Genomic DNA, 23081 nt, shown 5'->3' with positions numbered 1-23081 from the left:
GTAAGTTGTCGGCTTTTTCCGTATCTTGGAGAATTCATCATGGAAACATATAATCAACGGTCTATCAATACCATCCAGGGAGAGCATCGTCAAGAGACTTACGAGGATACTGCTTTGGGTTTAGTTTCTACCCGCAGCTTTCCAGCGATCGTTGGTACGGCGGATATGATGCTGAAATCGGCGGGAGTTCACCTAGTTGGGTATGAAAAAATTGGTAGCGGTCATTGTACTGCGATCGTCCGAGGTGGAATTGCTGACGTGCGTCTGGCGGTAGAATCAGGTGTGCAAACGGCTGAACAGTTTGGTCAGTTGATTTCTAGTTTGGTGATTCCCCGACCTTATCCCAACCTAGATATAGTGCTTCCGATCACAACCCGTTTCACTAAATTGATGGAGGAGGGCAATTACAGCCGTCTGAGTAATCAAGCAATTGGTTTGGTAGAAACGCGAGGATTTCCAGCAATGGTAGGAGCGTGTGATGCCATGCTCAAAGCTGCTGATGTTCATTTGGCAGCTTATGAAAAAATTGGTGCGGGTTTGTGTACAGCCATTATTCGCGGTTCCGTAGCAAATGTGGCAGTAGCAGTGGAAGCGGGAATGTTTGAGGCAGAACGCATTGGGGAATTGAATGCAGTGATGGTAATTCCTCGACCGCTAGATGAAATGGAGCTAACCTTGCCATTAGCAAGTTGCTGGATAGAAAAACACCAACCGTTAAACTTGCCTGTGAATATTAAAGAACAAGTTGCCGAAATCGAGGTGCTAAGATTACCAGATTTAACCAAGCTAAATACAAAAGTTACAGAAGAATTATGGAATGATGAATGATGAACTTTGGAAAATCCTCATTCAGCATTCATCGGGAGATAGAAGGCATCTTACGCTTTTGCTGTTCTGATAATAGCTTCTTCAATCCATAAGTAAAATACCTTTATTTTAATAGAGATAATAGAGTTTTGTCTATAATAGAACTCGTAACTTTCTGTGAGCATTGCTATATCATCTGCCAGTGTTCAGCAATACTAGTTTTATATCTATTAATCGCTATATACAGGAGAATCACCCTTGAACCAAGCGACGCTGCACCAGTTAAAGGTGTTCGAGGCGGCGGCACGGCACAGTAGCTTTACTCGCGCTGCGGAGGAATTGTTTCTCACCCAACCTACCGTTTCGATGCAGATCAAGCAACTAACCAAATCGGTAGGGTTGCCATTATTTGAGCAAGTGGGCAAGCGGTTGTATCTGACGGAAGCAGGACGGGAATTATTTGTCACTTGTCAGCAGATTTTTGACAATATAGCCCAGTATGAGATGAAGGTGGCAGATTTAAAAGGGCTAAAGCAGGGACAATTACGCTTGGCAGTGATTACAACAGCAAAATACTTTATTCCACGTTTGTTAGGGCCGTTTTGCGAACTTTATCCAGGGATTGATATTTCGCTGCAAGTAACGAATCACGAACAAATTTTGGAACGTATGAGTAATAATCTGGATGACTTATATATTATGAGTCAAATTCCAGACAATATAGATGTGACTTGTGAACCATTTTTAGAAAACCCTTTGATAGTCTTTGCACCGACTAATCATCCGTTATCCAAGGAAAAAAATATTCCGATACAACGCCTGTCTAACGAACCTTTTATTATGCGGGAACCAGGTTCAGGGACTCGTCGCGCCGTCCAAAGACTATTTGAAGAACAAGGGGTGACGGTAAAAGTCAAGCTAGAATTGGGAAGTAACGAAGCAATTAAACAAGCGATCGCAGGTGGTTTAGGAATTTCTGTTTTATCCCGTCATACTTTACTATTAGACGCGCCACAGTTCAGCATTTTAGATGTGCAACACTTTCCGATTCAGCGACATTGGTACATGGTTTACCCATCTGGCAAGCAGCTATCTATCGTCGCTCGTGCCTATTCTGAGTATCTACTAGCTGCGGCAAAAAATATTGTACAGCAAAATGGTGATAGTGCTTATAGTAAGTTTGAACCAATTGACGGGTAAAATAATTCCTAATGACGCTCTCTACGAGACGCTGCGCGTAGCTAGCTTCTCCGCAGGACTACGCGGACTAGCTAGCAACGTGACTTTCATACTTTCAAGCAATAACGAAAGTTTTACCACGATTCTGATTACCCTGATTTTTGCATATATATCTTTGATCACCCTGCTTATCCTTCGCGTGTTTGTTTGATAGCTTAGTGATTAAACTTAGAGAATCATAGTTTTTAAAAGTAGTGGGAGCATCTTGCTAAGATGCTAGTAGTAGCAGGCAAGAAACCCAGACGAATCAAGGGTTTCTCTGTTGTATAAATTCCAAAAGAATATTGGTGGGACTAGAAGATAAAAAGTTTTTTTAAATAAAAATTATGCTGTGAACTCCTTTGATTTGTACACAGTCAATCTAGAGAATATACACCATGAACAAAATTAAACAAAGAATTTTCATAGAGTAATTGCAAGCTCCAGTTTACGAGGAAATTTCAGATTATAAGACAGTTAATATTGTGGGCGCACTAAGTAAACTGACGTAAGATATGTTGGATTTGCCGTAAAAATACCCAAAAAAGCAGTTTCGCAATATTCAGTTAAAACACCAATGACAAATCATGTAGGTGTTTTTTATTCTGAAGTTGTAATTAACAAGAAATCGAACAAATGTTCACAACTTGTTACAGCTAGCTGCCAAGTTGCCTTCTGTATCGGGTTTTACCAACTGCTAAGAAAGCTCATGTCTCAAGGGTAACGCCCAATTGCCCGTTATAAATTTTCCCGCCCACCTACTTATAGAGTATCAAGTATGAAACTAAAAAATTTAATCGATGTCAAAATAGAGATTACAGATAAAGGAAGAGGAGTCTTTGCCAGCCGGAATTTCCATGAAGGTGAGAAGGTAGTGATTGGACACCGAGTTCAGAACCTACCAGAAAGAACTAATCACTCCTTCCAAATAGACATTGATTTACATATAGAACTAGACGAACCAGCACGAATAATCAATCACTCTTGTAATCCAAACACAGGAATTCGGAATAATGAATTTGGAGCATATGATTTTGTCGCCTTGATGGATATAAATGAAGGAAGCGAAATTACATGGGATTATGAAACAACAGAATACGTTTCTATTGCTATTCCAGAATGTTGTTGTGGCGCTTCTAACTGTAGAATAAAAACTTTGGGATTTAAGTTTCGTTCTACTCAAATCAGGAAAAAATATGGTATTTTTATTGCTGATTACTTAAAAGACTAGCAATTGCCTGTTACCGAATTTTAGATTTTAAATTTTGGAAAATGGAATTGAAGATTCAAAATCCAAAATTGTTTGACAGGTGGATATGTGTGTTTGAGCGGCGGTTAGTTTAGGCGATCACTCCTGTGCTTTCCTCGCTTGAAAGCTGTCAGAAGTGCGTAGTTTACCGCCGTAGGCATCGCCTCAGTAGTCAATAGTCATTGTCAGGAGGCAGCAATTGTCTCCCCATCCCCTCATCTCCCCTCGTTCGCCCTGGGGTTGACGGTTAGACCGGGAAGCATTGACAATTAACCAGGAGGCTCAATTAAAAATGGGGGAAAACTGGCAGTGGTTAACCCGGAAATACCATCTTGGCGCAAAACAGTACAAAGCCAGATTGTAGCTGTTACTGTGTATTCTGACAGAGCGCTGGTTACACGGCGGGGTGTAGTTGAGTTAACAGGAATTGAACAGGAATTAGTAATTACACCAGTGCCAGTGACTCTAGAAACTGAGTCTGTCAGGGTTAGCGGTACAGGTACAGTAGGGGTGCGCTTGGTGGGAGTTAGTAGCGATCGCATCTACACTACTGAACCGGTAGCGGAGCGAGTAGCACATTTTACAAGGCAAATTCAGCAATTAGAAGCAGAAAAACGCCACCTGCAAGCCCAAGTGGATGCTTTAGCCTTACAGTCTAGTTTTATCGAAGGCTTACGGGAAAAAACAGAAGAACCCTTTTCACAGAGTTTGTCTCGGAAAAATCTCAGCCTCAGCGAAACTTTAGATTTCCTCAACTTTCTCGGAAGCCAGTATAGTGAGTATGCGATCGCATCTGGAGAGTGCAAAACCCAACAGCAGGAGTTAGACAAACAACTGCAAGCACTCCACACCTCATTGCAAAAAATCCAAACACCCCATCCTAAAGAAAGTTTTAGCTTAGTTGTAGCGATTGAAGTTACGGGTGAAGGCGAATTTGAATTAGAGCTATCATACTTAGTGAATCGCGCTAGTTGGACTCCTCTTTATGACTTGCGCTTTAACACTACCAGCGATATTGTGCATCTGAGCTATCTTGCAGAAATCACCCAAAGCAGTGGCGAAGATTGGATTGGTGCAAATCTCACCCTTTCTACTGCTAAACCAGGATTAGGTACACTTCCACCTAAACTTGAACCCTGGTATATTGATACCCCACGTCCACAAATAGCGCGACAACGACGATCTCGACTAGCTGCCCAGCCGCCACTGCTGCCTAGCATAGCAGAACCGCCTGCTTCTGCTGCTTTAGCGGATTGGCAAGAACAAGACGAAGTTACAGAGGATAGTCTTATCCCAGCAGAAACCGTTGCAGCAGAAGTATCCAAAGAAGGGAGTGTAGTTACCTTTAAACTGAATGGTGGCGGTAACATTCCCAGTGATGGCGCACCCCATAAAACTACAATTTTCAACGATGATTATCCCTGTAACTTTGATTATGTGGCAATACCACGCTTGGTAAGCTTTGCTTATTTGCAAGCTAATGTGAAAAATAGTCCCAACGGTGCGACTTTGTTACCAGGTAAAGCGAATATTTTCCGCGATAACATTTTTGTCGGCACTACTGGTTTAGAGAATATTGCACCAGGACAAGAGTTTAAACTAAACTTAGGAATTGACGAAGGTTTAAAAATTGAGCGCGACTTAGTTGAGCGTCTGGTAGATAAAAGATTGATTAGCAACCAGCGCCGGATTACTTATAGTTATCGGTTGATAATTACTAACTTACTCGATAAAGAAATAAATCTGAAACTAACTGAACAATTGCCAGTTAGCCGCAACGAGCAAATTAAGGTGCGCCTCAGTCGCAGCAACCCACAAATTCAACTTGGTGAAATGGGAATCTTAGAATGGCAGTTAACTCTGCCACCACAGGAGCGACGAGAGATATATTACCAGTTTAATGTTGAACATCCGCCTGACTTAACAGTGGTTGGGTTAGATATTTAGGCAAAAGAAGCCTCTCATATCATGTCCGGGCAATTAAGCATAATACCCCCAAGCCCACCCCGCCAAAGCTACGCTTTAGCTCCCCTCCCCGCCGGCGGGGAGGGGTTGGGGGTGGGGTTCTTTTATTATTCATCGCAGTTTGTATAATTTAACCCCGATTCAAAACGCAGCCTCCACAACTGTCCCCACCAAACACGCTTTATTCAAATTAACACCGCTCAAATTTGTACCTTCTAACTCTGCACAGAGTAAATTCGCTCCTGTCAAATTCGCCCCCGCCAAATTCGCCCCCCGCAAGTCAGCTTCTTCCAGGTTTGCTTCACTCAACAAAGCCCCTTGCAAATCGGCGCGACTCAAGTCTGCACCTTTGAGATTTGCTCCAGTCAGATTTGCACCGCGCAAGTCAGCACCGCGCAAGTCAACGCCTTGCAAGTTCACATTCATTAAATTGGCACCACTCAAGAAAGCACCCACCAATGACACATCACTGAGTCTTGCTCCCATCAAGTTAGCGCCACGCAAATTGCTACCCCGCAAGTCAGCGCCGGTTAAATCTGCTTGCATCAGATTTGCTCCCATCAAACTCGCCCGCAAGTCAGTTTCTTGGAGGTTGGCTCCCATCAAATTTGCCCCCTCAAAATGCCCACCTTCGAGTTTAGAACCAGCGAAATTAGTGCCGACAAGGGTAGCGCCAGCAAGATTAATCCGGCTTAAATCCAGTCGGGAGAGTTCCTCGTCTTCTAAATTTGCCCCTGGAAGTTGTTTGAGTTTTCCTAATCTAATGGCTTCAATATTCATGTAAAGTAACTACCAATCTCCTCACTTATCTTGCTGTGGCTATCCCATTGGGAATCGAGTATCCAGATACCGGCGCTGAATTTGGGTGTCATCAAGGGTAAGTCGAGTCCCTGTTGTAAACCCATAACTAACAAAGCTAGGGTATCTACAAGTTTAGGGTCAAAGCGGGTAGATTGTTGCTGTTTGCACTCATCTAAAGCTTGAGTAAATATTTGTTCCCGGCTTTGATTTGACGACTTTCGCTGATTTAACCGCCATTGAAAGTCTGCCAATAATGCCAAAATTCTCGACTCTAGAGGAATTTCATCTCCAGCTAAAGCTGCTGGTTCCCCTGAACCATTCCACCACTCGGTTTGGTGAGTAATAATTTGGGCAACTGCTCGCAGTCGTGGCATGGTTCGCAATACTTGTGCCCCTGGTACTAAGGGACAAGTTAACGGAGAACTGGGGGCATCTTCTTGGTAGCGTGTGGATATACCGCCAGTCAGAACGCTTTCGGCTTTCTGTAATGGATCTATGCGATGTAACAAAGACGCTAGCCGCAACCTTTTAATCTGCCATGCGGGAAGATCCAAAAGCTGCGCGATCGCTTCAGCAAGTACGACTACTTCCGCAGCTGCCATTGGATTGTTGACATCTGCCATATCCATCAGTTGCGCCATCCGCAAAAAGGCTTGGATTTCGTTAGAAACCAAGTTGCGATCTAGGGTTTGTTTCTGAAGCGCTGTTGGGATGGATAAATTATCTTGCCCAGTCTGGAGATAATCTACTACACGAGAGACAACTGCACCCAAATTTTGGGATCTGTCCATTGAAGGTACAATTTGTTCTTTATCGGCTGTGAGTTTTTTCGCCAGTTCTGGGTTGTATTTTTTGATGTGAGCGATTGCTATTTCTGCTGTCTCTTGTACTAACTCTGGCTCAAATGTCCACAAGCCATAGAATTTGCGCTCTAAGTCTGATGTCGGTATCCCAGTGCTGCCATAATCAGCTTCTGATAATTCTTGACAAATTACCATTGCTGTGTATTTTGGCGATAAAATAATTAAATGCCACTCCTGAGCTACTGGATCGATTCGATCTAATGCCACTAAGTCTACATTGGGTAAAAGGCTTGTGGGATGTTCAGCAAAGCCAGATTCAGCAGCAGCCATAATCACAATTTCGCTGCTGCGCTGGGCGATATCTGCATATCGTTGAGCTTCTTGTAGATACCATTTACCCTGTTGGAAGGCTGAGATGACCAGGGGTGTACCGTCGTCGGTTAAGATATGGTCTTCTAGAGCATGGCACAGTGCAACTAGGGTATTTTTGTAGTAAACACCGAATCGAATTGGTCTGGTAGTGTGGCGATGGGCTGTTTCTAGCTGTTGTAGGATTGAACCTTCTAACATGGGATTTGGTAAAAATAACCGCAGAGGCGCAGAGGACACAGAGGAAGAGAGGGGAGAAATTCAGAATTCCTGTTTTCTAGGATACACCTGCTAACTGTTTTTCTTTCGTCTCAATTGGTGCTGTAAGTGCTGCTTCTAAGTCGGCACAACCCAGTTTTTCTTCTAAGATTTTCATGACTTCGCGTCCGAAATCGTTGGGGTTTTGTTGCCAAGCTTGCAAGCAGACTTCACCAAAGAATGAACCAAGGGGTTCGGGATTCCAAAGGAGTTTTTTGGCTGTCCACGGCATCAAACTCATTGGATCATATCCTGGTTTGAGGATGCCTTCTTTAAAAGCGTATTCTTCTAGATGAGTATGGGGTTGTAGTCCAATAAAGAAGATGGCAGGTTCGACTTTATCAGCACCAAAAATCCGTTCTAGTTCGCGGTGGTAGGCGATGGTTTGGCGGATGGTTTCGGGACGTTCGTCAATCACATTAAAGGAGTAATTGACGGAAACTAAGTCGTTGAAACCAGCTGCTTTTAAATCGCGGCAGTTTTGCAAGACGTTTCGCAGGTTATACCCCATCCGCATTTTCCGCACGAGTTCTTGAGAACCACTGGTAATCCCGATTTCAAAGTAGTTCATCCCGGTTTTCGCCATCAAGTCGCACAACTGGGGTGTCAAATTGTCGGCTCTAATGTAAGCTGCCCAGTGGATATCTGTCATACCAGAATCGACGATTTTTTGCAAGAGTTCTATGGCATCGTCGATAAATTTTCGCGCTGGGATGAATTGGGCATCGGTAAACCAGAAGTTGCGAATGCCGCGATCGTATAATTGGCGCATCTCAGCAACTACTTCATCTGCTGGGTTGATGCGTACTTGTTTCCCTTCCACAACAGTGTAGACGCAATAACAACAGTTGTGAGGACAACCACGCTTAGTTTGTACACCTATATAAAAGTCTTGCTCTTGCAGGTAATAGTTAAATTCCGGCCAGATGCTTTCGATATAGTCGTAGTTACAAGCTGTTTTTTCTAGTGGGGTGGGTTGTTCGTGAATTAGCCGTTTCCGTGGTTGAGTTTCTCCGACAACATAACAGCGTTCATCTCGAAAATCTCTGCCACTTAAAAGTTTTTCTAGCAGAGTTTCGCCTTCACCCACAGAAATAATTGCCCCTTGAGGTAAGCTTTTACCCAACTGTTCATAAAATACACTAACTGCACCACCACCTACAACTACACGAGCATCAAAATTATATTTTTGGGCACGCTTTAAACCGCGTTTGATTAAGCCTTGGTTTTGCCATAACTCTACATAGTAAGCGATGAAGATTCGTAAACCGCCGAATCCACCACGTAGTTTCAATAGAGGATTCTTCGCGTAGTAAAATTCAAAAGCGTTTTGTAGTGGATTGCCACCACGCCCGCCAACTGGGGCATAAATTTGAATATCTCGCCAAGAAAATACTAACAGTGTCGGTTTAAATTCATCGATACAGCGATCCAAGGCGGTAGCGTAATCTAAAGGTGGCACTGTTCCCAAATCAAAGATACGCTGTTCGGCATTGGGAAACTGTTTGTGGACATGATCGCTCAAGTAGACAACCCCAATGGGAAAGATAGGGTTACAAGGAAGGCGAACGTAAAGAATTCGATTTTCCATCATAGGTATTTTGACTTCCATCTTGCCAATCTTTGGGGAAAGCGAGATAAATCCAGTTTGAAAGCGTGTTTTTGTTTTGGCTACTCTTAATCTCTGATAATCTTGCTTGACATTGAAGCCGATTATTGATAAGTGCGAAACTTGTGTTCACAGATGTAGGAATCAATAAAATTGCTTTGCATACCAAACGCCGGGTATCAAGAGAGGCTTTATGAAGAAATTTTTCATATAGCTTTACGATAACATTGAGTTTATTCATTAAGCGATGATCCCAGGCTTTTAATCGTGGGATAGATGAAAGATAAAAATACACTCCTGAACTAGGCTCAAGCTAAGGGGATCTTCACCATACCTACTCTGTAATTATCTGCCTTCAAGAAGTTAAAGGTTTTTTGCCAGAGATTAAAAACTCAAAGATGTTCATATAGTATAAAATTGTAGAAAAAGCATAAATATTTACAAAATTTTTATAACCTCCCATATATCTTTAGGTAGAAAAAATCTAGAAAGACTTGAGTTGGTATTCGCAGTTACAACAAGTGGGGATCAGTGGGTGCTAGGCTTGGCTAGTGTAATGTAAAATTGTGGCGTAAAGCTCCTCAGCAGTTATGGCTCAAATATTAGATCCTCTACCACCTGAGCAATCGGGGAAAATTCTCTGCTGCTACATTAATGCCACGAGCAAAATACAGGTAGCTCGCATCTGCAATATCCCCAACTGGTACTTTGAAAGGGTTGTTTTCCCAGGACAGCGTTTAGTCTTTGAAGCTCCGCGAAAAGGTCAAATGGAGATTCATACAGGGATGATGGCAAGTTCAATTTTATCCGATAAAATACCGTGCGATCGCCTGATGCTCAATGAACCCAGTACTTATGAGTTTGATACAGACTCATCATCTGGGAAAGACCCTATTAATACCCAAGCAATAATGCAGCAGATTAATACAAAAATCGGAGATACTACAAAACCCTTACAAATCCTTGGTTTAGCATCGGTTGATTAAAAAAAACAATTTTACTAAATTTGAGGGTTGCTAATGCAGCCCTTTTTGTTGATTATTTATTGGGCATTGGGCAATTCAATTTTGGATTTTGGATTGACGATTTTGGATTAAATTTCAATCTAAAATCTAAAATTCTCACTCTCCCTCATCTCCCTCATCTCCCTCATCTCCCCCATCTCCCCCACTCTCCAGCTACAATCAATCTTATGAATCTGCCTTCATTTCTTTGGTTGTGGAAAATAGCCGCCTGGTCGATGGGATTGTCCCTGCTGGCATATCTGATGTTAGCAGTCACCGGCGTTTGGATGTTTCGGGCGAGAACTTCGCAGCAATTCCCTTTTATTACCCCATTTCTGGGCGGAAATAAGGAGGTGCGATCGCTCCACTATACAATGGGCATCAGCATGGTAGGTTTAGTGCTATTATTGCTGGCGATCGGCATTGTTGGCACTTTTGGTCACTTTGGTTCTTTAGGTCACTCGTCACACCTAATCGCTGGATTGATAGTGGTAGCATTAGTTTTACTGTCTGCTTTCAGCGCCACGCAAATTAGTGCCAGAAGACCTTGGGCTAGACCTTTACACATCGGCGTAAATATTATTCTGTTTGTAGGATTTGCCTGGGTATCCTTTACTGGTTGGATTGTAGTGCAAAAGTATTTACCCTAAACTACCAGACAATAAAGAAAAGTATTGTAATTGAGCCGTGATAGCAAACTCAGCCAATATCTCAACTTCTATTTTTCGTCTGTCTCCTTTGATTCGGATAACGCTGCTGAGTCTATACATAGCACTCACAGTTCCATTACCCTTCTTATCGCAGGTAACAGCTGCACCCGTACCCCCAGGATTATTGTGGCTAGGGATTAGCATCGGGTTAGTTGCCTTGTATGCCGTATTGACTGAACAAGTAATGGTAGATAACCAGGGAATCCAGGTTACTTACCCCGCCTGGGTACCTCGCTTTTTTCGTAAAGGCTGGTTATTACCTTGGTCAGAGGTGAAAGAGTTAAAACCCCGCACCACTGGTCAAGGAGGGCTAGTTTATTACTTCGTCAGCCAGGATGGGAAAGCTTATTTACTACCAATGCGTGTAGCCGGATTTGCCCGTTTCGTGCAAATTGTCCAAGCAAAGACAGGCATTGATACCACTGATGTTCGCCCTTTAGCACAGCCGTGGATGTACTTGATTCTACTGGGATTTACGCTATTGTTACTGTTAGTCGATGGCTGGGCGATCGCTACAGCCTTAACTACCAGACAATTAACTTAAAATTGGCATTGATTCTTTCTCCCTACTTCCCACTCCCCACTCACCTTGAATAATGTCACACTCAGGCTAGAGCAAGTTAATCTGTTTACAAAGCTGAAAACCCAACTTCCCGGCAATCAGCAGGGATACCCCATATTGCAAGATATTTCTTTGGAGGTATTCCAGGGCGATCGCATTGCCATTTTGGGATCAGTTGGCGCTGGTAAAACTTCGTTATTATACCTCCTCAACCGCCTAATTGAACCCACGAGTGGCAAAATCTATCTAGAAAATCAAGAATATCGCCAAATTCCTGTCATCCAGCTACGCCAAATGCTTGTACTTGTATTGCAAGAGTCAAAGCTGTTGGGGATGACAGTTGGGCAAGCCTTGGCTTATCCTTTAGTTTTGCGTGGTTTGCCAAAACAGACAATTCAGCAACGAGTCAGTCACTGGACAGAACAACTACACATTCCCAATGAATGGTTAGGGCGAACAGAGGTGCAACTATCTGCGGGACAACGACAATTAGTAGCGATCGCTCGTGCCTTAGTCATCCAGCCTAAAATATTATTATTAGACGAGCCAACGTCTGCTCTTGATGCTGGTACTGCTTCTAATCTGATACAAGTCTTAATCCAGTTAAGTCAAACTCATCAAACTACGATTCTGATGGTAAATCACCAACTGGAACTAGCACAGATGTTTTGCACTCGATTATTACACCTACAGCAAGGTCATTTATTGGCAAATCAAAGAGTCTCTGAGATAGACTGGGTTCAATTACGAGAAAGCTTGATTAAAGCAGAAGCTCAAGACGATTTTGGATTTTAAATTTTGGATGAGTCAATCGTCATTGAGCAGGGGACATGAGTTATTCTCCTTATCCCCCCCACTCCCCACTCCCCACTCCCATTACACTTGACTACTACTAAGTGTCGAACGTTGATTATTAAATCTCTCTCTACCTAACTTTGTTGTTTGTGACTGTGAAATATTGATATTCAAAATTTCCATGTTAAAACGATATCCTACATTGCGGATAGTTTGAATCAAGTTGGGTTGCCGGGGATCAAGTTCAACCTTTTTACGAAGCGACAAAACGTGAGTATCAATGGTACGAGGGTTATCGATAGCGTCAGGCCAAGCACGACGCAGCAATTCCGACCTACTCAGAGGCACTCCCCCAGCTTGTGCCAAAACGTACAGCAAACTAAATTCTTGGGGCGTTAAGTCGATGAATTCACCCTGGAAGCGGACACGGCGCTGAACTAAATCGATTTGCAAAGTGCCATAATCCAAATAAGCTGGTGCAGTAGGTGTGCGCTTCCGGCGAATCAGCGCCTCTACCCGTGCCAAAAACTCTTGCATCCCAAAGGGTTTGCTCAGATAATCATCTGCACCCGCCTTTAAACCTGCGACGATATCACCTTCATTATTACGGGCAGATAGCATCAAGATTAGAGGCTGCTGCTGACGATGCAACCAACGACAAAACTCAATGCCATCACCATCAGGCAGGTCTGCATCCAAGACAACCAGTGTTGGTTGATGGCTTAAAAATACTTCCCTTGCTTGATAAATGCTGGCAGCTTGATGCACACGGTATTCAAGTTGTTGTAAGTGCCAACCCAACAACGACCTCAGATGGGGATTCCCCTCAATGATTTCTATACAAACCGAACCCACGGTGGCAAGACCCCTTAGCGTCGATAGACTCTCAAAGTAACAAGCCCATCTCTAAGGTTTTGTAGCCTTTGTTACTTCAATTGCGATTAGCTTTACATTTCCTCATAAAAAGAGTGGCAATATCTTTAATTTGTGCCTTGCGGAAAGGCGATTAGAAATATTATTAAATTTTTATTAAATTTATCGAAAGTGTTGTTAGACTTATTAAAAGTTCTTTTAGCTTAACATTTTGTGGTTTTAGATGGGTGTAATGTGGCAAATACAGCGCATTGAAAGGAAAGTGAGCTACACAACCAAAGCTCTCAAACCCTGGTGTAAAAGCTGTTTTACTTCAGAATTCTGACTCCTGAATTCTGAATTCTGCTCTATCTATAACCCAACCAGCGAACCGTTACTACAACAGCTTTTCAACCTGATCCTGGGCACTAATTTTTTCGCAAAAATTAGTGGCCACATCCCCGAATATAACATCAATACAATTGGGCTGTTGAGGATGAAAATCATAAAAATAACTTAGCAGCTAACTAGAATCTATGTTTTCTGGAATAGGATTAAAGTAGCGTGTAGCTGCTAGGAGGGTACTACCCAAAGTAGATGTGTTGACTTTGAGTTGATGCCAAAGTGAAATTAGACTTCACATTTGAGCCTGAATCATTTACAATTCTCATTCCAGAGAGATTAATACAGCAGTTATGCTCCAAGACACACAAACCATCCGCTATTACCAAAGACTCACCGACGCCTTCGCCGAGTTATGGAATCGCGGTTATCGCACGGATGATATGCGGATGTATTTGGATGGATATCTAGCCGCACTGCGACATGGCAACATTATTGAACCTTTTCTGATTCATCGTTTAGAAGAGGAAGCCAGCCGCTACTTGTACGATGGATCAAATTTTGCAGTCCCGCAACCACAGCCACAGCCGGATTACTACTAAGTACCATTTACCTGGTCATTGATAGTAACCGTTAATTACCGCAGATAATTATAGCATATTATCTGTATTGGTCAACGGGTTGGGGTGGTGTGAGATATTATATTGATAAAACGCATCCCCTCAGCCCTATATTGGTCTTGCCAATGTGACTGAGGGGATTGTTGAAATAACCTGAAATCGATTCAAAGACAGGTGAAATATTTTTGTCAGCAACCTATTAAAATAATTCGTAATTGAATTCTTAACTACGAATTACGAATTACGAATTACGAATTAGTTACGAAGCCAATGCGACTTCTACCTTTTCCTGCAATTCACCTTTTTGGTACAGTTCAATCAAGATGTCAGAACCGCCAAGGAATTCACCATTGATATACACTTGGGGAATTGTCGGCCAGTTAGAGTATTCTTTAATTCCCTGACGGATTTCAGAGTCTGATAGAACATCGACCGTCTCGAAGGGAACTCCCAAAGTATTGAGAATTTGCACAACGTTGTTGGAGAAACCACATTGGGGCATTAACTTGTTTCCCTTCATGAAAACTAAAATCTTGTTCTGTTCTAGCAAGTTATCAATTTTCTGTTTGAGTTCTGGTGTCATGATATTTGTATTTCCTATGTTGCATTCGACGATCGCGGGTGAGGAGTTAAAAATTCATAACTTATAACTCCTAACTCTATGTTTACGAAGCTGTTGTCGCTTGCCAAGCTTCGGGAGTATATGTTTTTACTGCCAAGGCATGAATCGCTTCAGTTGACATAGCTTGCCCCAACGCACCATAAATTAACTGGTGTTGCTGCACCAGCCCCTTACCTGCAAAGTGCGATGAAACAACTGTTACCTGATAGTGGTCCCCGCCACCAGTCAAGTCTTGCACCTGAACCTGGGCGTCTGGCAGTTCCGCCTTGATCATTGCCTCAACCTGCTGCGGACTAATCATCGCTATTCCTGAAACAACTTACTTTTCTATTATTAACAGATATAGAGCAAATACCTGTGCCAACTTCAGCTTTTGTCAAGGCTGGGGATAAATGCGCCTCTGAGGTGTATTTTTGAGAACGCTCAGGTTTTGGCTACGGTGGATAGTTCTATCCTAACACTGGGGCGTTTCAAGGTGTTGTTCAGGGAGAGAAGGATGTGAAGGATGGGAGGAATGGGGAAAACCTTTATTTTTTTGGAGATGAGGAAGATGAATTACCAGCTTCTCTGGGATAGGGAGAATCAACAAAACCCAATTCAAATAACTGTTTATAGGCTTTCTTGCCTAAATCCCGCGTCGGGTTTTGACTCTTAATTATTTGAATCAACAACGGTACGGCTAATTCTGGCTGATTTTGTGCCCGATGTACCAATGCTAGCTGAAAAGTGGCTTCATCTCGTTTTTGGGCTGTTAATAGAGCTTTTTGACGCTGAGAATCAGAAACCCGATTGTCAATTCCCGAAAAGCTAGAGTTTAACTCTTGATAAAAATTAGATAACTGATTATAAACTTGACGTGCTTCTTGCAGTTTCTTAACAGCTAAGGGGTAGTTTTGAGCAGAAACGGCTTGGTCTGCCTCTTTGAGTAAGCGATCGCCGCCTTCAATGCTCAAAATGCTGTTACTTTGGGTTATGGGGCGAAGGTTATTGGGATCGTTGGGGTCAATCGGTTGTGGTTGGCTGGTAGTGCCTGGTGACTGTGATACCTGAGCATTCACAGGTGATAGCAGGCTGAGGACTGCTATGACTGATAAAAAAGTACGGTGCATCAAGGTAACAGCGACAGCAGTGTTCATGGGATCAAGTAGTGCGAGAACTAGATAAAAAAGTTATGGAAACTTCGGGTATCTTAACTCTGTTTTGGTCTTGGACAAAGCAAAGCTACATCCTAAGTATCTCTGATTTAGACTAAAAATCGCTTTAATAGAGTTCCCATTACCCTTGTATAGTAACTAACTTAAATCCTTCTGATCAGCGATACCTACGGACGAGATCAAGAATTAGTGATTTCTGCAAATGCGTGATTAGTAATTTTTGTTTCTTGATGGCTTAATTGTTGCAGTGCCTTTGCTAAATCAGCTGTGATGCTTTTGGCATCTTGTTTTATACAGCCACTCTTGTAATCGGTTACTCTGATTGGGGAGCCAATGTGAATACTCACATCTGTACCCCAATTTGGATAAGGTTGGCTGTAATTAATGCCTATGGGGATGATTTTTACTCCCAGCCCGGAATGACTAGATTCAGCACTCAAAGCAAGACGAGCAATTCCCGGCTTCAACTGGTGAACTTGCCCATCACGAAAAATGTTACCTTCTGGAAAGATGACCAGGGTTTTTTTCTGCTGAAGTAGCTCTACTCCATGTCGCAGCGTGCGGATTGACGGATGCTTAGAATTTACAGGAAACCCCCCTAAACGTCGGACAAACCAGCCTTGCAAACCTTGGCATTCGTCAATAGTCACCATAAAGCGCAAATCATGTTCTCTGCGACAATTAGCAGTAGCATAGGGTACGAGCAATGCATCCCAACGCGCCCGATGGGTAGGCGCAAGGATCACAGGCCCAGTTGTGGGGATATTTTTTTGTCCGGTTATTCTAATTTGCCCAAAGAATAATGGTAATACGCAGTGACGCCCTAATAAATATGCCAGAGGGCTTAACCAAGGAGAAACCTTTGAGGTAGTATGATCTACCTGAGGATTTGCTGGTGTGTGCTGACAGGTATCGGATAAAGAGTAAAATTCCATGATGACGGATGCAGCTGATTTACGCGTAAAATTTCACGAGAAGCCTGATTAGTTACTACACCGTAGATTCTCTTGGGTGACTTGTGTCGTACTAGATGGACAGTTTTACCTCTGTCCGTTAGTTTCGCTTACCCCGCCTAGTGGCAAACCAAACCTGTAATTGCTGACGACAAGCTGACTCTAGAATACCTCCGATTACTTGGAGACGGTGATTAGAAGCAGCGCTATCGGGTATGTTAATAACTGTACGAATTGCGCCAGTTTTTGTATCGTCTACTCCATATACAAGTAGTCCTAGACGCGCTTGTACTATAGCACCTGCACACATCGGGCAAGGTTCGAGAGTTACATAAAGGGTGCATTCATTAAGATGCCAGTTTTGTAGAGTTGTTGCAGCTCTCTTGAGAGCGAGAATTTCCGCATGAGCGGTAGGATCTTTGTCGCGCTCTTTTCTGTTTTCTCCTTCTGCTAGCAATTTGCCGGTTGAATCAATGATAACAGCACCTACAGGGACTTCACCTGCATCACCTGCTGCTTTTGCTAATTCTAGGGCATAATTCATCCATTGTTGATGTATAAGATATTCTGTATACTTAGTTAGCATATTCTGATCAATACGCGATGTGCAAGTTAATATTCTGACCTCTCTCCAAACCTCTCTCCGTTGGCGTCAGCCTGCCGTCAGGCAAGCGGAGAGAGGCTTTGAATTTTACCCCTTGTACCATAGGGAAGAAAAACTCCCCTCTCCGTTTCGGAGCTACGGTGTACACACAAGTCATCAAATTACCCAAAAATCTTGAAAAACCTCACCCTGGTTCTGCTACGCAAAACCTGTCCCTCTCCTTAGTAAGGAGAGGGAAAGATTTACCCTTGGTAAGGCAAGGGTGAGGTTTTTATTTGTGGGTTGAGAGTCAATTTGGATAAGGTTTTCCCACTTGTGTGTACACCGTAGCCGAAACGGAGAGGGGTTGGGGGAGAGGTTCTTTCAGGATTACTGAGTTGGTGTTCTAGAAGGCTTGGGCTAAAAGGGGATCGAGTTGACTTTGTGTGTCTAGCTGATAGAGGTCATCGCAGCCGCCAATGTGCTGGTTATTGATAAAAATTTGCGGTACACTGCGGCGTCCGTTAGCGCGTTCTGCCATTTTAGCTCTGGCTACTTCGTCGCCGTCGATTTTATATTCAGTAAAATTTACACCTTTCCACCACAGCAGCATTTTGGCACGAATGCAGTATGGACAAGTTTGCCATGTGTAAAGTTCGACGTTGGCTTTGACTCGCTCTGGATGGCGATTTAAGAGGGGATTAAGAAAGTCCAGCATATTTTCTTAAGCAAGGTTTTAACTATAGTAATCCGCTTTGATTATTGAACTGACTTGCGTAGGCTGGGAGTAGGGAATAGGGAGTGGGGAGTAGGTAATAAGCCTTTTCGATTAGTACTTAATTTGTTCAAAAATCAAATAGGAGTCCTCCTATATATCTTTAGCCTAGATCATTGCTACCATTGCTTACCGCATTGGGGCTGGAACCCACTTTTGAAAACTCTCTAAATGATTCCAGTAAGACAAATATCCAGTCAATGCCCAAATTAAAGCGGCTACTATCAGCACTGCTACGCCAATTAGCCGCCAAGTTCGGTTGGTTTTCCAATGGAGTGTTGGGGCTGCAAAAATACCACCTAATCCGGTTAAAATAAAGCCGATTCCTGACAAAAGCGGTTGCTTGGTCAAATTCAAGTTGAGGATGCGGATACCGACTACGATCGCAACTACGCCAGCAAAGAAACCATAAACTGCTATTGTGAATAAATCCCAACCTTGAGCAAGTGCGATCGCAGCCGCAACAAATAAGATACCAAATAAGACACTTGTCTCACCGAAGGCAATGTTGAAGCTACCGATTACTGGCCAGGTGAAGCTCATGTGTAACCCAGTTGTGAGTGCGATCGCGCCTGTAATTCCAAATCCCGGAATCCACTGTCTTTGATTAGGACTATCTATACCCCGATATACATAGTCAGCCAGTAGAAATAATCCAGCTACCATATTGATCAACATTAGTGTGATGTAGTCGATAAACACGATTCACCTCTTAATTTGACAAGCTATTTACTCTGCGCCTCGTTTTTCGCTCATTCTTGAGTTTTTAAGGAATTTCCCAGCTTTTTTCTTTATTATTTTATACCTGAAGACAAGCAATATTCTAAATATACACTGCTAGCCATTTGTGCCAGTTATTAACTTAGTTACCTTTGAACACGCTTTATACTGGAGTAGTTGATAGAGTAAAAAATAAGGATGTATTAACTGGCACTTTTTTAACCAGTTAGCAGTAAAACTTAACTTTCTTCCAGGTGTATCCGCCCTTTGGTAGACTTGAAGTCTGAAATAGCCAGATAAAACGACGGAAATTCAAGCAGTTGAGAGGGTGGACTCTGTGGAAAATACACTTGGGTTAGAGATTATTGAAGTAGTAGAGCAAGCCGCGATCGCTTCCTCGAAGTGGATGGGTAAAGGCGAAAAAAACATTGCTGACCAGGTAGCAGTGGAAGCGATGCGCGAGCGGATGAATAAAATTCATATGCGCGGTCGCATCGTCATCGGGGAAGGCGAACGCGACGACGCGCCGATGTTATACATCGGAGAAGAAGTTGGTATCTGTACCCAACCAAATGCCGAAAGTTTGTGTAACCCTGATGAATTAATTGAAATTGATATCGCTGTTGACCCCTGTGAAGGTACGAACTTGGTAGCTTATGGACAACCTGGTTCGATGGCTGTGTTGGCAATTTCTGAAAAGGGGGGATTATTTGCTGCTCCTGACTTTTATATGAAGAAGTTAGCAGCACCTCCCGCAGCTAAAGGCAAAGTAGATATCAACAAGTCAGCAACGGAAAACCTGAAGATTCTCTCTGAGTGTCTAGACCGGGGTATTGATGAACTTGTTGTAGTAGTAATGAAGCGCGAACGCCACAATGATTTGATTAAAGAAATCCGTGAGGCTGGAGCTAGAGTCGCCCTAATTTCAGACGGTGATGTGGGTGCAGCAATAAGCTGTGGTTTTGCTGGAACTAATATCCACGCGCTGATGGGTATCGGTGCGGCTCCTGAAGGCGTAATTTCGGCAGCAGCAATGCGTGCTTTGGGTGGACACTTCCAAGGTCAATTGATCTACGATCCAGCTGTAGTCAAAACAGGTCTGATTGGAGAAAGCAGAGAAGCTAACCTTGATCGTTTAAAGTCTATGAATATCAATGACGCCGATAAGGTCTATGATGCTCATGAACTGGCATCTGGTAAAACTGTTCTGTTCGCTGCTAGCGGCATTACCAGTGGTAATCTCATGCAAGGTGTGCGTTTCTTCAAGGGCGGGGCAAGAACTCAAAGCTTGGTAATTTCCAACCAGTCGAAAACTGCTCGATTTGTTGATACAATTCACATGTTTGGTGAACCCAAGACTCTCCAACTGAATTAATTTTTAGGGAATGGGGAATGATAAAAGTAGGGGCGAAGCATTTGGAAAGAAATCTTTAAATGCTTTACCCTTACAGTAGTTAGTAGTTAGTAGTTAGTGATTAATTGTTGGTTGGAAAAACTATCAACCAATAAACAAAAATTCCCCATTCCCTATTCTCACTCAATACTCTATTCTCAACTACCAACTAGTAACTACGATTTAGCAAATGAATATAGCAGTGGTGGGATTAAGCCATAAAACAGCCCCAGTAGAAGTCCGGGAAAAACTGAGCATTCCAGAACCACAAATTGAAAGTGCGATCGCTCAATTAGCTAGCTATCCCCATATTGACGAAGTTGCAATTCTTAGCACTTGTAACCGTCTGGAAATCTACATTGTTACCAGTGAAACAGACCAAGGTATTCGAGAAATAACTCAGTTTCTTGCGGAATACAGTAAATTGCCCGTGCTTTCTCTGCGACAACACTTATTTATGCTGCTACATGATGATGCAGTGATGCACGTTATGCGGGTAGCCGGTGGTTTAGATAGCCTCGTACTCGGAGAAGGTCAAATTCTGGCTCAGGTGAAGACTACTCACAAACTGGGGCAGCAATATAACGGTATAAAAACCATTTTGAATCGATTATTTAAACAAGCGCTGACAGCTGGGAAGCGGGTTCGCACTGAAACTAGTATTGGTACTGGCGCTGTCTCTATCAGTTCGGCAGCTGTGGAGTTAGCACAGATTAAAGTGGCAAATCTAGCTGCTTGCCGAGTGGTAATTTTGGGTGCTGGTAAAATGTCGCGGCTGCTGGTGCAACACCTACTTTCTAAAGGTGCTGTGCAAATTAGTATTGTAAATCGTTCCCGCGATCGCGCCCAAGAATTAGCAAAGCAGTTCCCTCAACAACCGATCCAAATTCATCCCCTATCGGAAATGATGGCAGTGATTGCCGATAGTGATTTGGTGTTTACAAGTACTTCGGCAACAGAGCCAATACTTGACCGTGCCAAATTGGAAATGGTTTTAGAAGTTCAGCGCTCTCTGATGTTATTTGATATTTCTGTGCCGCGTAATGTTCATGTGGATGTGAATGAATTGGAAAATGTGCAGGCGTTTAATGTGGATGATTTGAAGGCAGTAGTAGCGCAAAACTACGAAAGCCGTCGGAAGATTGCACAGGAAGCCGAGCGACTTTTAGAAGAAGAAGTGGAAGCTTTTGATATTTGGTGGCGCAGTCTGGAAACTGTAACCACAATTAGCTGTCTGCGAAATAAAGTCGAAACCATCCGCGAACAAGAGTTAGAAAAAGCTTTGTCGAGATTGGGTTCGGAATTCGCGGAAAAACATCAAGAGGTGATTGAAGCATTAACACGGGGAATTGTCAATAAAATTTTACATGATCCGATGGTGCAATTGCGATCGCAGCAAGATGTTGAAGCCAGAAGGCGCTGTATGCAAACTCTGCAAATGTTATTTAACCTTGATGCAGAGGAACAGTTTAGTTAAACTGAATAACAAAATCCCCGACTTCTTTGAGAAGTCGGGGATTTTAGCTTTTCAATTAGATATACTTCTAATTAGACATCTATCTAATTAGAAGTTAGTTATGCAACCAGAGCAATTTAACATCTTACTGCGCTTTTTCAAGGCATTAGCGGATGATAGCCGATTGAAGATTGTAGGCATTTTGGCGAATCAGGAGTGCAGCGTCGAAGAATTGGCGGTGCTACTGCAACTCAAGGAACCGACGGTATCCCATCATTTAGGGAAACTTAAGGAGCTAAATTTAGTGACAATGCGCCCTGATGGTAATAGCCGTTTATATCAATTGGATAGCGAGGCTTTGCAAAGTATCAGTAAGGAAATTTTCACACCTGAGAAAATAGCATCTTTGATAGAGGATGTGGATACTGAAGCTTGGGAAAGCAAAGTATTAAAAAACTATTTCGAGGGCGAATATCTCAAGGAAATCCCCGCTAGTCGCAAAAAGCGCTTAGTGATTCTCAAGTGGTTGGCAAGTAAATTTGAGATTGGGGTTCAGTATCCAGAACGCACAGTTAATGATATTCTCAAACGCTACCATCCTGATTGCGCTACCCTACGGCGAGAGTTGATTGCTAGCCAGTTAATGCAGCGAGAGAATGGGGTTTATTCGCGTACAACATAGATATGAAAGATGTTTCACAACAGTTGTTCTGGGTTAATTCCCCGTTCTTGCAGTCGTGTCAATAAATCTTGATATCGTTGGCGTTCTTCCTCCAGTTGTTGGAGAGCTACTTCTTTGGCTTGACGTTCTTGTTCAGCACGTTGATGTTCTTGTTCAGCACGTTGACGTTCTTGTATACGTATTTGGTCAAGCTCAACAGCTGTAAGAAATTTATATCCATCAAGGCAATATATTTCTAGAGTTTGTGGGGTGAGTTCAAAGCGGATTCCCAAACGGGGACTTATCCACCCGTAAATCTGGTTAATTTCTTGTAACCAATCTTCTGAGCGCAGAAAACCTGTTAATTCATTTCGGTCTGGGTCGTAAATGTAATATTCTTCAACTCCATAGCGTTGATAAAACAGGAGTTTCTTTGCCATTTCTTTAGTTGTATTACCAGGAGATAATATTTCAAACACCACCTGTGGCGGAATGTTATCTTCTTCAAATTGCTTGTAAGAACCCCTATCTCCCTTGGGTCTACCAAACACTACTAGAATATCAGGTGCTTGTTTGATATTAGGATTGCCTTCAACTGGATACCAAAATAAATCTCCAGCGATGAATATATCTGGTTGCGACGCAAAGAAAATTTCTAAATTTTCTTTAATAGTTACTATCCAGCGAAATTGCTTGGTATTATCCGCCATTGGTTCTCCGTCGCTTTCGGGGTAGATGACCTCAGATGCGGTATTGGGAGTGATTACCATAATGCTACGCCTCCATTCTTCGATTTTCTC

At 42.9% G+C, this 23081-nt stretch carries 24 protein-coding genes; 12 read left to right on the top strand and 12 right to left on the bottom strand.

Going from position 1 to position 23081, the window contains the following annotated elements:
- Positions 1–39 precede the first annotated feature (39 nt).
- From V7L05_RS21675 to V7L05_RS21660, 4 genes are all read left to right on the top strand, one after another.
- Complete coding sequence (locus V7L05_RS21675; RefSeq protein WP_335167004.1) at positions 40–828, top strand: BMC domain-containing protein; 789 nt, start codon at positions 40–42, stop codon at positions 826–828.
- Positions 829–1065: 237 nt separating this feature from the next.
- Positions 1066–2007 (top strand): LysR family transcriptional regulator, encoded by a 942-nt coding sequence (locus V7L05_RS21670; protein ID WP_335167001.1) that lies wholly within the window; start codon positions 1066–1068, stop codon positions 2005–2007.
- Between the two features lie 796 nt (positions 2008–2803).
- Positions 2804–3256, top strand: a complete 453-nt coding sequence (locus V7L05_RS21665; RefSeq protein WP_335166999.1) for an SET domain-containing protein — start codon at positions 2804–2806, stop codon at positions 3254–3256.
- A 327-nt stretch (positions 3257–3583) separates the two neighbouring features.
- Entirely contained in the window at positions 3584–5221 is a 1638-nt protein-coding gene (locus V7L05_RS21660) for a mucoidy inhibitor MuiA family protein (protein WP_335166997.1), read from the top strand.
- 159 nt (positions 5222–5380) lie between these two features.
- Here V7L05_RS21660 and V7L05_RS21655 read toward each other — a convergent pair whose 3' ends face one another.
- The 3 genes from V7L05_RS21655 to V7L05_RS21645 all read right to left on the bottom strand — a co-directional run bounded on the left by V7L05_RS21655 (position 5381) and on the right by V7L05_RS21645 (position 9082).
- Positions 5381–6019, bottom strand: coding sequence for a pentapeptide repeat-containing protein (locus V7L05_RS21655; protein WP_335166995.1), 639 nt, complete (start codon positions 6017–6019; stop codon positions 5381–5383).
- On the bottom strand, positions 6016–7413 hold the full coding sequence (locus V7L05_RS21650; protein WP_335166994.1) for a DICT sensory domain-containing protein: 1398 nt from the start codon (positions 7411–7413) through the stop codon (positions 6016–6018). The genes V7L05_RS21655 and V7L05_RS21650 overlap by 4 nt, the downstream gene beginning before the upstream one ends.
- 76 nt (positions 7414–7489) lie before the next feature.
- Positions 7490–9082 carry a photosystem II high light acclimation radical SAM protein gene (locus V7L05_RS21645; protein WP_335166992.1) on the bottom strand — a complete coding sequence of 531 codons (1593 nt, stop codon included), beginning with the start codon at positions 9080–9082 and terminating at the stop codon, positions 7490–7492.
- Positions 9083–9669: 587 nt separating this feature from the next.
- Here V7L05_RS21645 and V7L05_RS21640 point away from each other — a divergent pair.
- The 4 genes from V7L05_RS21640 (at position 9670) to V7L05_RS21625 (ending at position 12150) form a co-directional block, all read left to right on the top strand.
- A complete protein-coding gene (locus V7L05_RS21640) occupies positions 9670–10065 on the top strand; it encodes a DUF1830 domain-containing protein (RefSeq protein WP_334946147.1) in 396 nt (131 codons plus the stop codon).
- 206 nt (positions 10066–10271) lie between these two features.
- Positions 10272–10733, top strand: coding sequence for a DUF4079 domain-containing protein (locus tag V7L05_RS21635; RefSeq protein WP_335166989.1), 462 nt, complete (start codon positions 10272–10274; stop codon positions 10731–10733).
- A gap of 37 nt (positions 10734–10770) precedes the next feature.
- Positions 10771–11337, top strand: a complete 567-nt coding sequence (locus tag V7L05_RS21630; protein WP_335166987.1) for a hypothetical protein — start codon at positions 10771–10773, stop codon at positions 11335–11337.
- A gap of 45 nt (positions 11338–11382) precedes the next feature.
- Positions 11383–12150 (top strand): ABC transporter ATP-binding protein, encoded by a 768-nt coding sequence (locus V7L05_RS21625; RefSeq protein ID WP_335166986.1) that lies wholly within the window; start codon positions 11383–11385, stop codon positions 12148–12150.
- 81 nt (positions 12151–12231) lie between these two features.
- On the opposite strand, the gene V7L05_RS21620 is transcribed toward V7L05_RS21625, so the two are convergent.
- Entirely contained in the window at positions 12232–13005 is a 774-nt protein-coding gene (locus V7L05_RS21620) for a response regulator transcription factor (protein ID WP_335166984.1), read from the bottom strand.
- A 692-nt stretch (positions 13006–13697) separates the two neighbouring features.
- Here V7L05_RS21620 and V7L05_RS21615 point away from each other — a divergent pair.
- Positions 13698–13946, top strand: coding sequence for a DUF6761 family protein (locus tag V7L05_RS21615; RefSeq protein ID WP_292837705.1), 249 nt, complete (start codon positions 13698–13700; stop codon positions 13944–13946).
- A gap of 277 nt (positions 13947–14223) precedes the next feature.
- Here the strand turns inward: V7L05_RS21615 and grxD are convergent, their stop codons facing one another.
- From grxD to V7L05_RS21580, 7 genes are all read right to left on the bottom strand, one after another.
- The gene (gene grxD / locus V7L05_RS21610; RefSeq protein WP_334946157.1) at positions 14224–14547 is read right to left on the bottom strand and encodes a Grx4 family monothiol glutaredoxin; all 324 of its coding nucleotides are present in this window, start codon (positions 14545–14547) and stop codon (positions 14224–14226) included.
- A gap of 82 nt (positions 14548–14629) precedes the next feature.
- A complete protein-coding gene (locus V7L05_RS21605; RefSeq protein WP_292763501.1) occupies positions 14630–14887 on the bottom strand; it encodes a BolA family protein in 258 nt (85 codons plus the stop codon).
- A gap of 226 nt (positions 14888–15113) precedes the next feature.
- Positions 15114–15722, bottom strand: a complete 609-nt coding sequence (locus V7L05_RS21600; RefSeq protein WP_335166981.1) for a hypothetical protein — start codon at positions 15720–15722, stop codon at positions 15114–15116.
- A 197-nt stretch (positions 15723–15919) separates the two neighbouring features.
- The gene (locus V7L05_RS21595; protein ID WP_335166980.1) at positions 15920–16675 is read right to left on the bottom strand and encodes a lysophospholipid acyltransferase family protein; all 756 of its coding nucleotides are present in this window, start codon (positions 16673–16675) and stop codon (positions 15920–15922) included.
- Positions 16676–16793: 118 nt separating this feature from the next.
- Positions 16794–17279 carry a tRNA adenosine(34) deaminase TadA gene (gene tadA / locus V7L05_RS21590; protein ID WP_335166978.1) on the bottom strand — a complete coding sequence of 162 codons (486 nt, stop codon included), beginning with the start codon at positions 17277–17279 and terminating at the stop codon, positions 16794–16796.
- 403 nt (positions 17280–17682) lie between these two features.
- Positions 17683–17994: a glutaredoxin 3 gene (grxC, locus tag V7L05_RS21585; RefSeq protein WP_335166976.1), complete on the bottom strand. Its 312-nt coding sequence runs from the start codon at positions 17992–17994 to the stop codon at positions 17683–17685.
- Between the two features lie 186 nt (positions 17995–18180).
- Positions 18181–18753 carry a DUF981 family protein gene (locus V7L05_RS21580; protein WP_335166975.1) on the bottom strand — a complete coding sequence of 191 codons (573 nt, stop codon included), beginning with the start codon at positions 18751–18753 and terminating at the stop codon, positions 18181–18183.
- 355 nt (positions 18754–19108) lie between these two features.
- Here V7L05_RS21580 and glpX point away from each other — a divergent pair, with 355 nt between their 5' ends.
- From glpX to V7L05_RS21565, 3 genes are all read left to right on the top strand, one after another.
- Positions 19109–20146, top strand: coding sequence for a class II fructose-bisphosphatase (glpX, locus tag V7L05_RS21575; protein ID WP_334824591.1), 1038 nt, complete (start codon positions 19109–19111; stop codon positions 20144–20146).
- Positions 20147–20354: 208 nt separating this feature from the next.
- Entirely contained in the window at positions 20355–21641 is a 1287-nt protein-coding gene (locus V7L05_RS21570) for a glutamyl-tRNA reductase (RefSeq protein ID WP_335166973.1), read from the top strand.
- Positions 21642–21741: 100 nt separating this feature from the next.
- Positions 21742–22302: a DUF2087 domain-containing protein gene (locus V7L05_RS21565; protein WP_335166971.1), complete on the top strand. Its 561-nt coding sequence runs from the start codon at positions 21742–21744 to the stop codon at positions 22300–22302.
- A 14-nt stretch (positions 22303–22316) separates the two neighbouring features.
- Here V7L05_RS21565 and V7L05_RS21560 read toward each other — a convergent pair whose 3' ends face one another.
- The gene (locus tag V7L05_RS21560) at positions 22317–23051 is read right to left on the bottom strand and encodes a Uma2 family endonuclease (protein ID WP_335166970.1); all 735 of its coding nucleotides are present in this window, start codon (positions 23049–23051) and stop codon (positions 22317–22319) included.
- Between the last annotated feature and the right edge of the window lie 30 nt (positions 23052–23081).

Origin of the sequence: Nostoc sp., from assembly GCF_036917755.1 — a bacterium.
Taxonomy (GTDB): Bacteria; Cyanobacteriota; Cyanobacteriia; order Cyanobacteriales; family Nostocaceae; genus Nostoc.
This window is presented reverse-complemented; position numbering and strand designations above follow the sequence as displayed.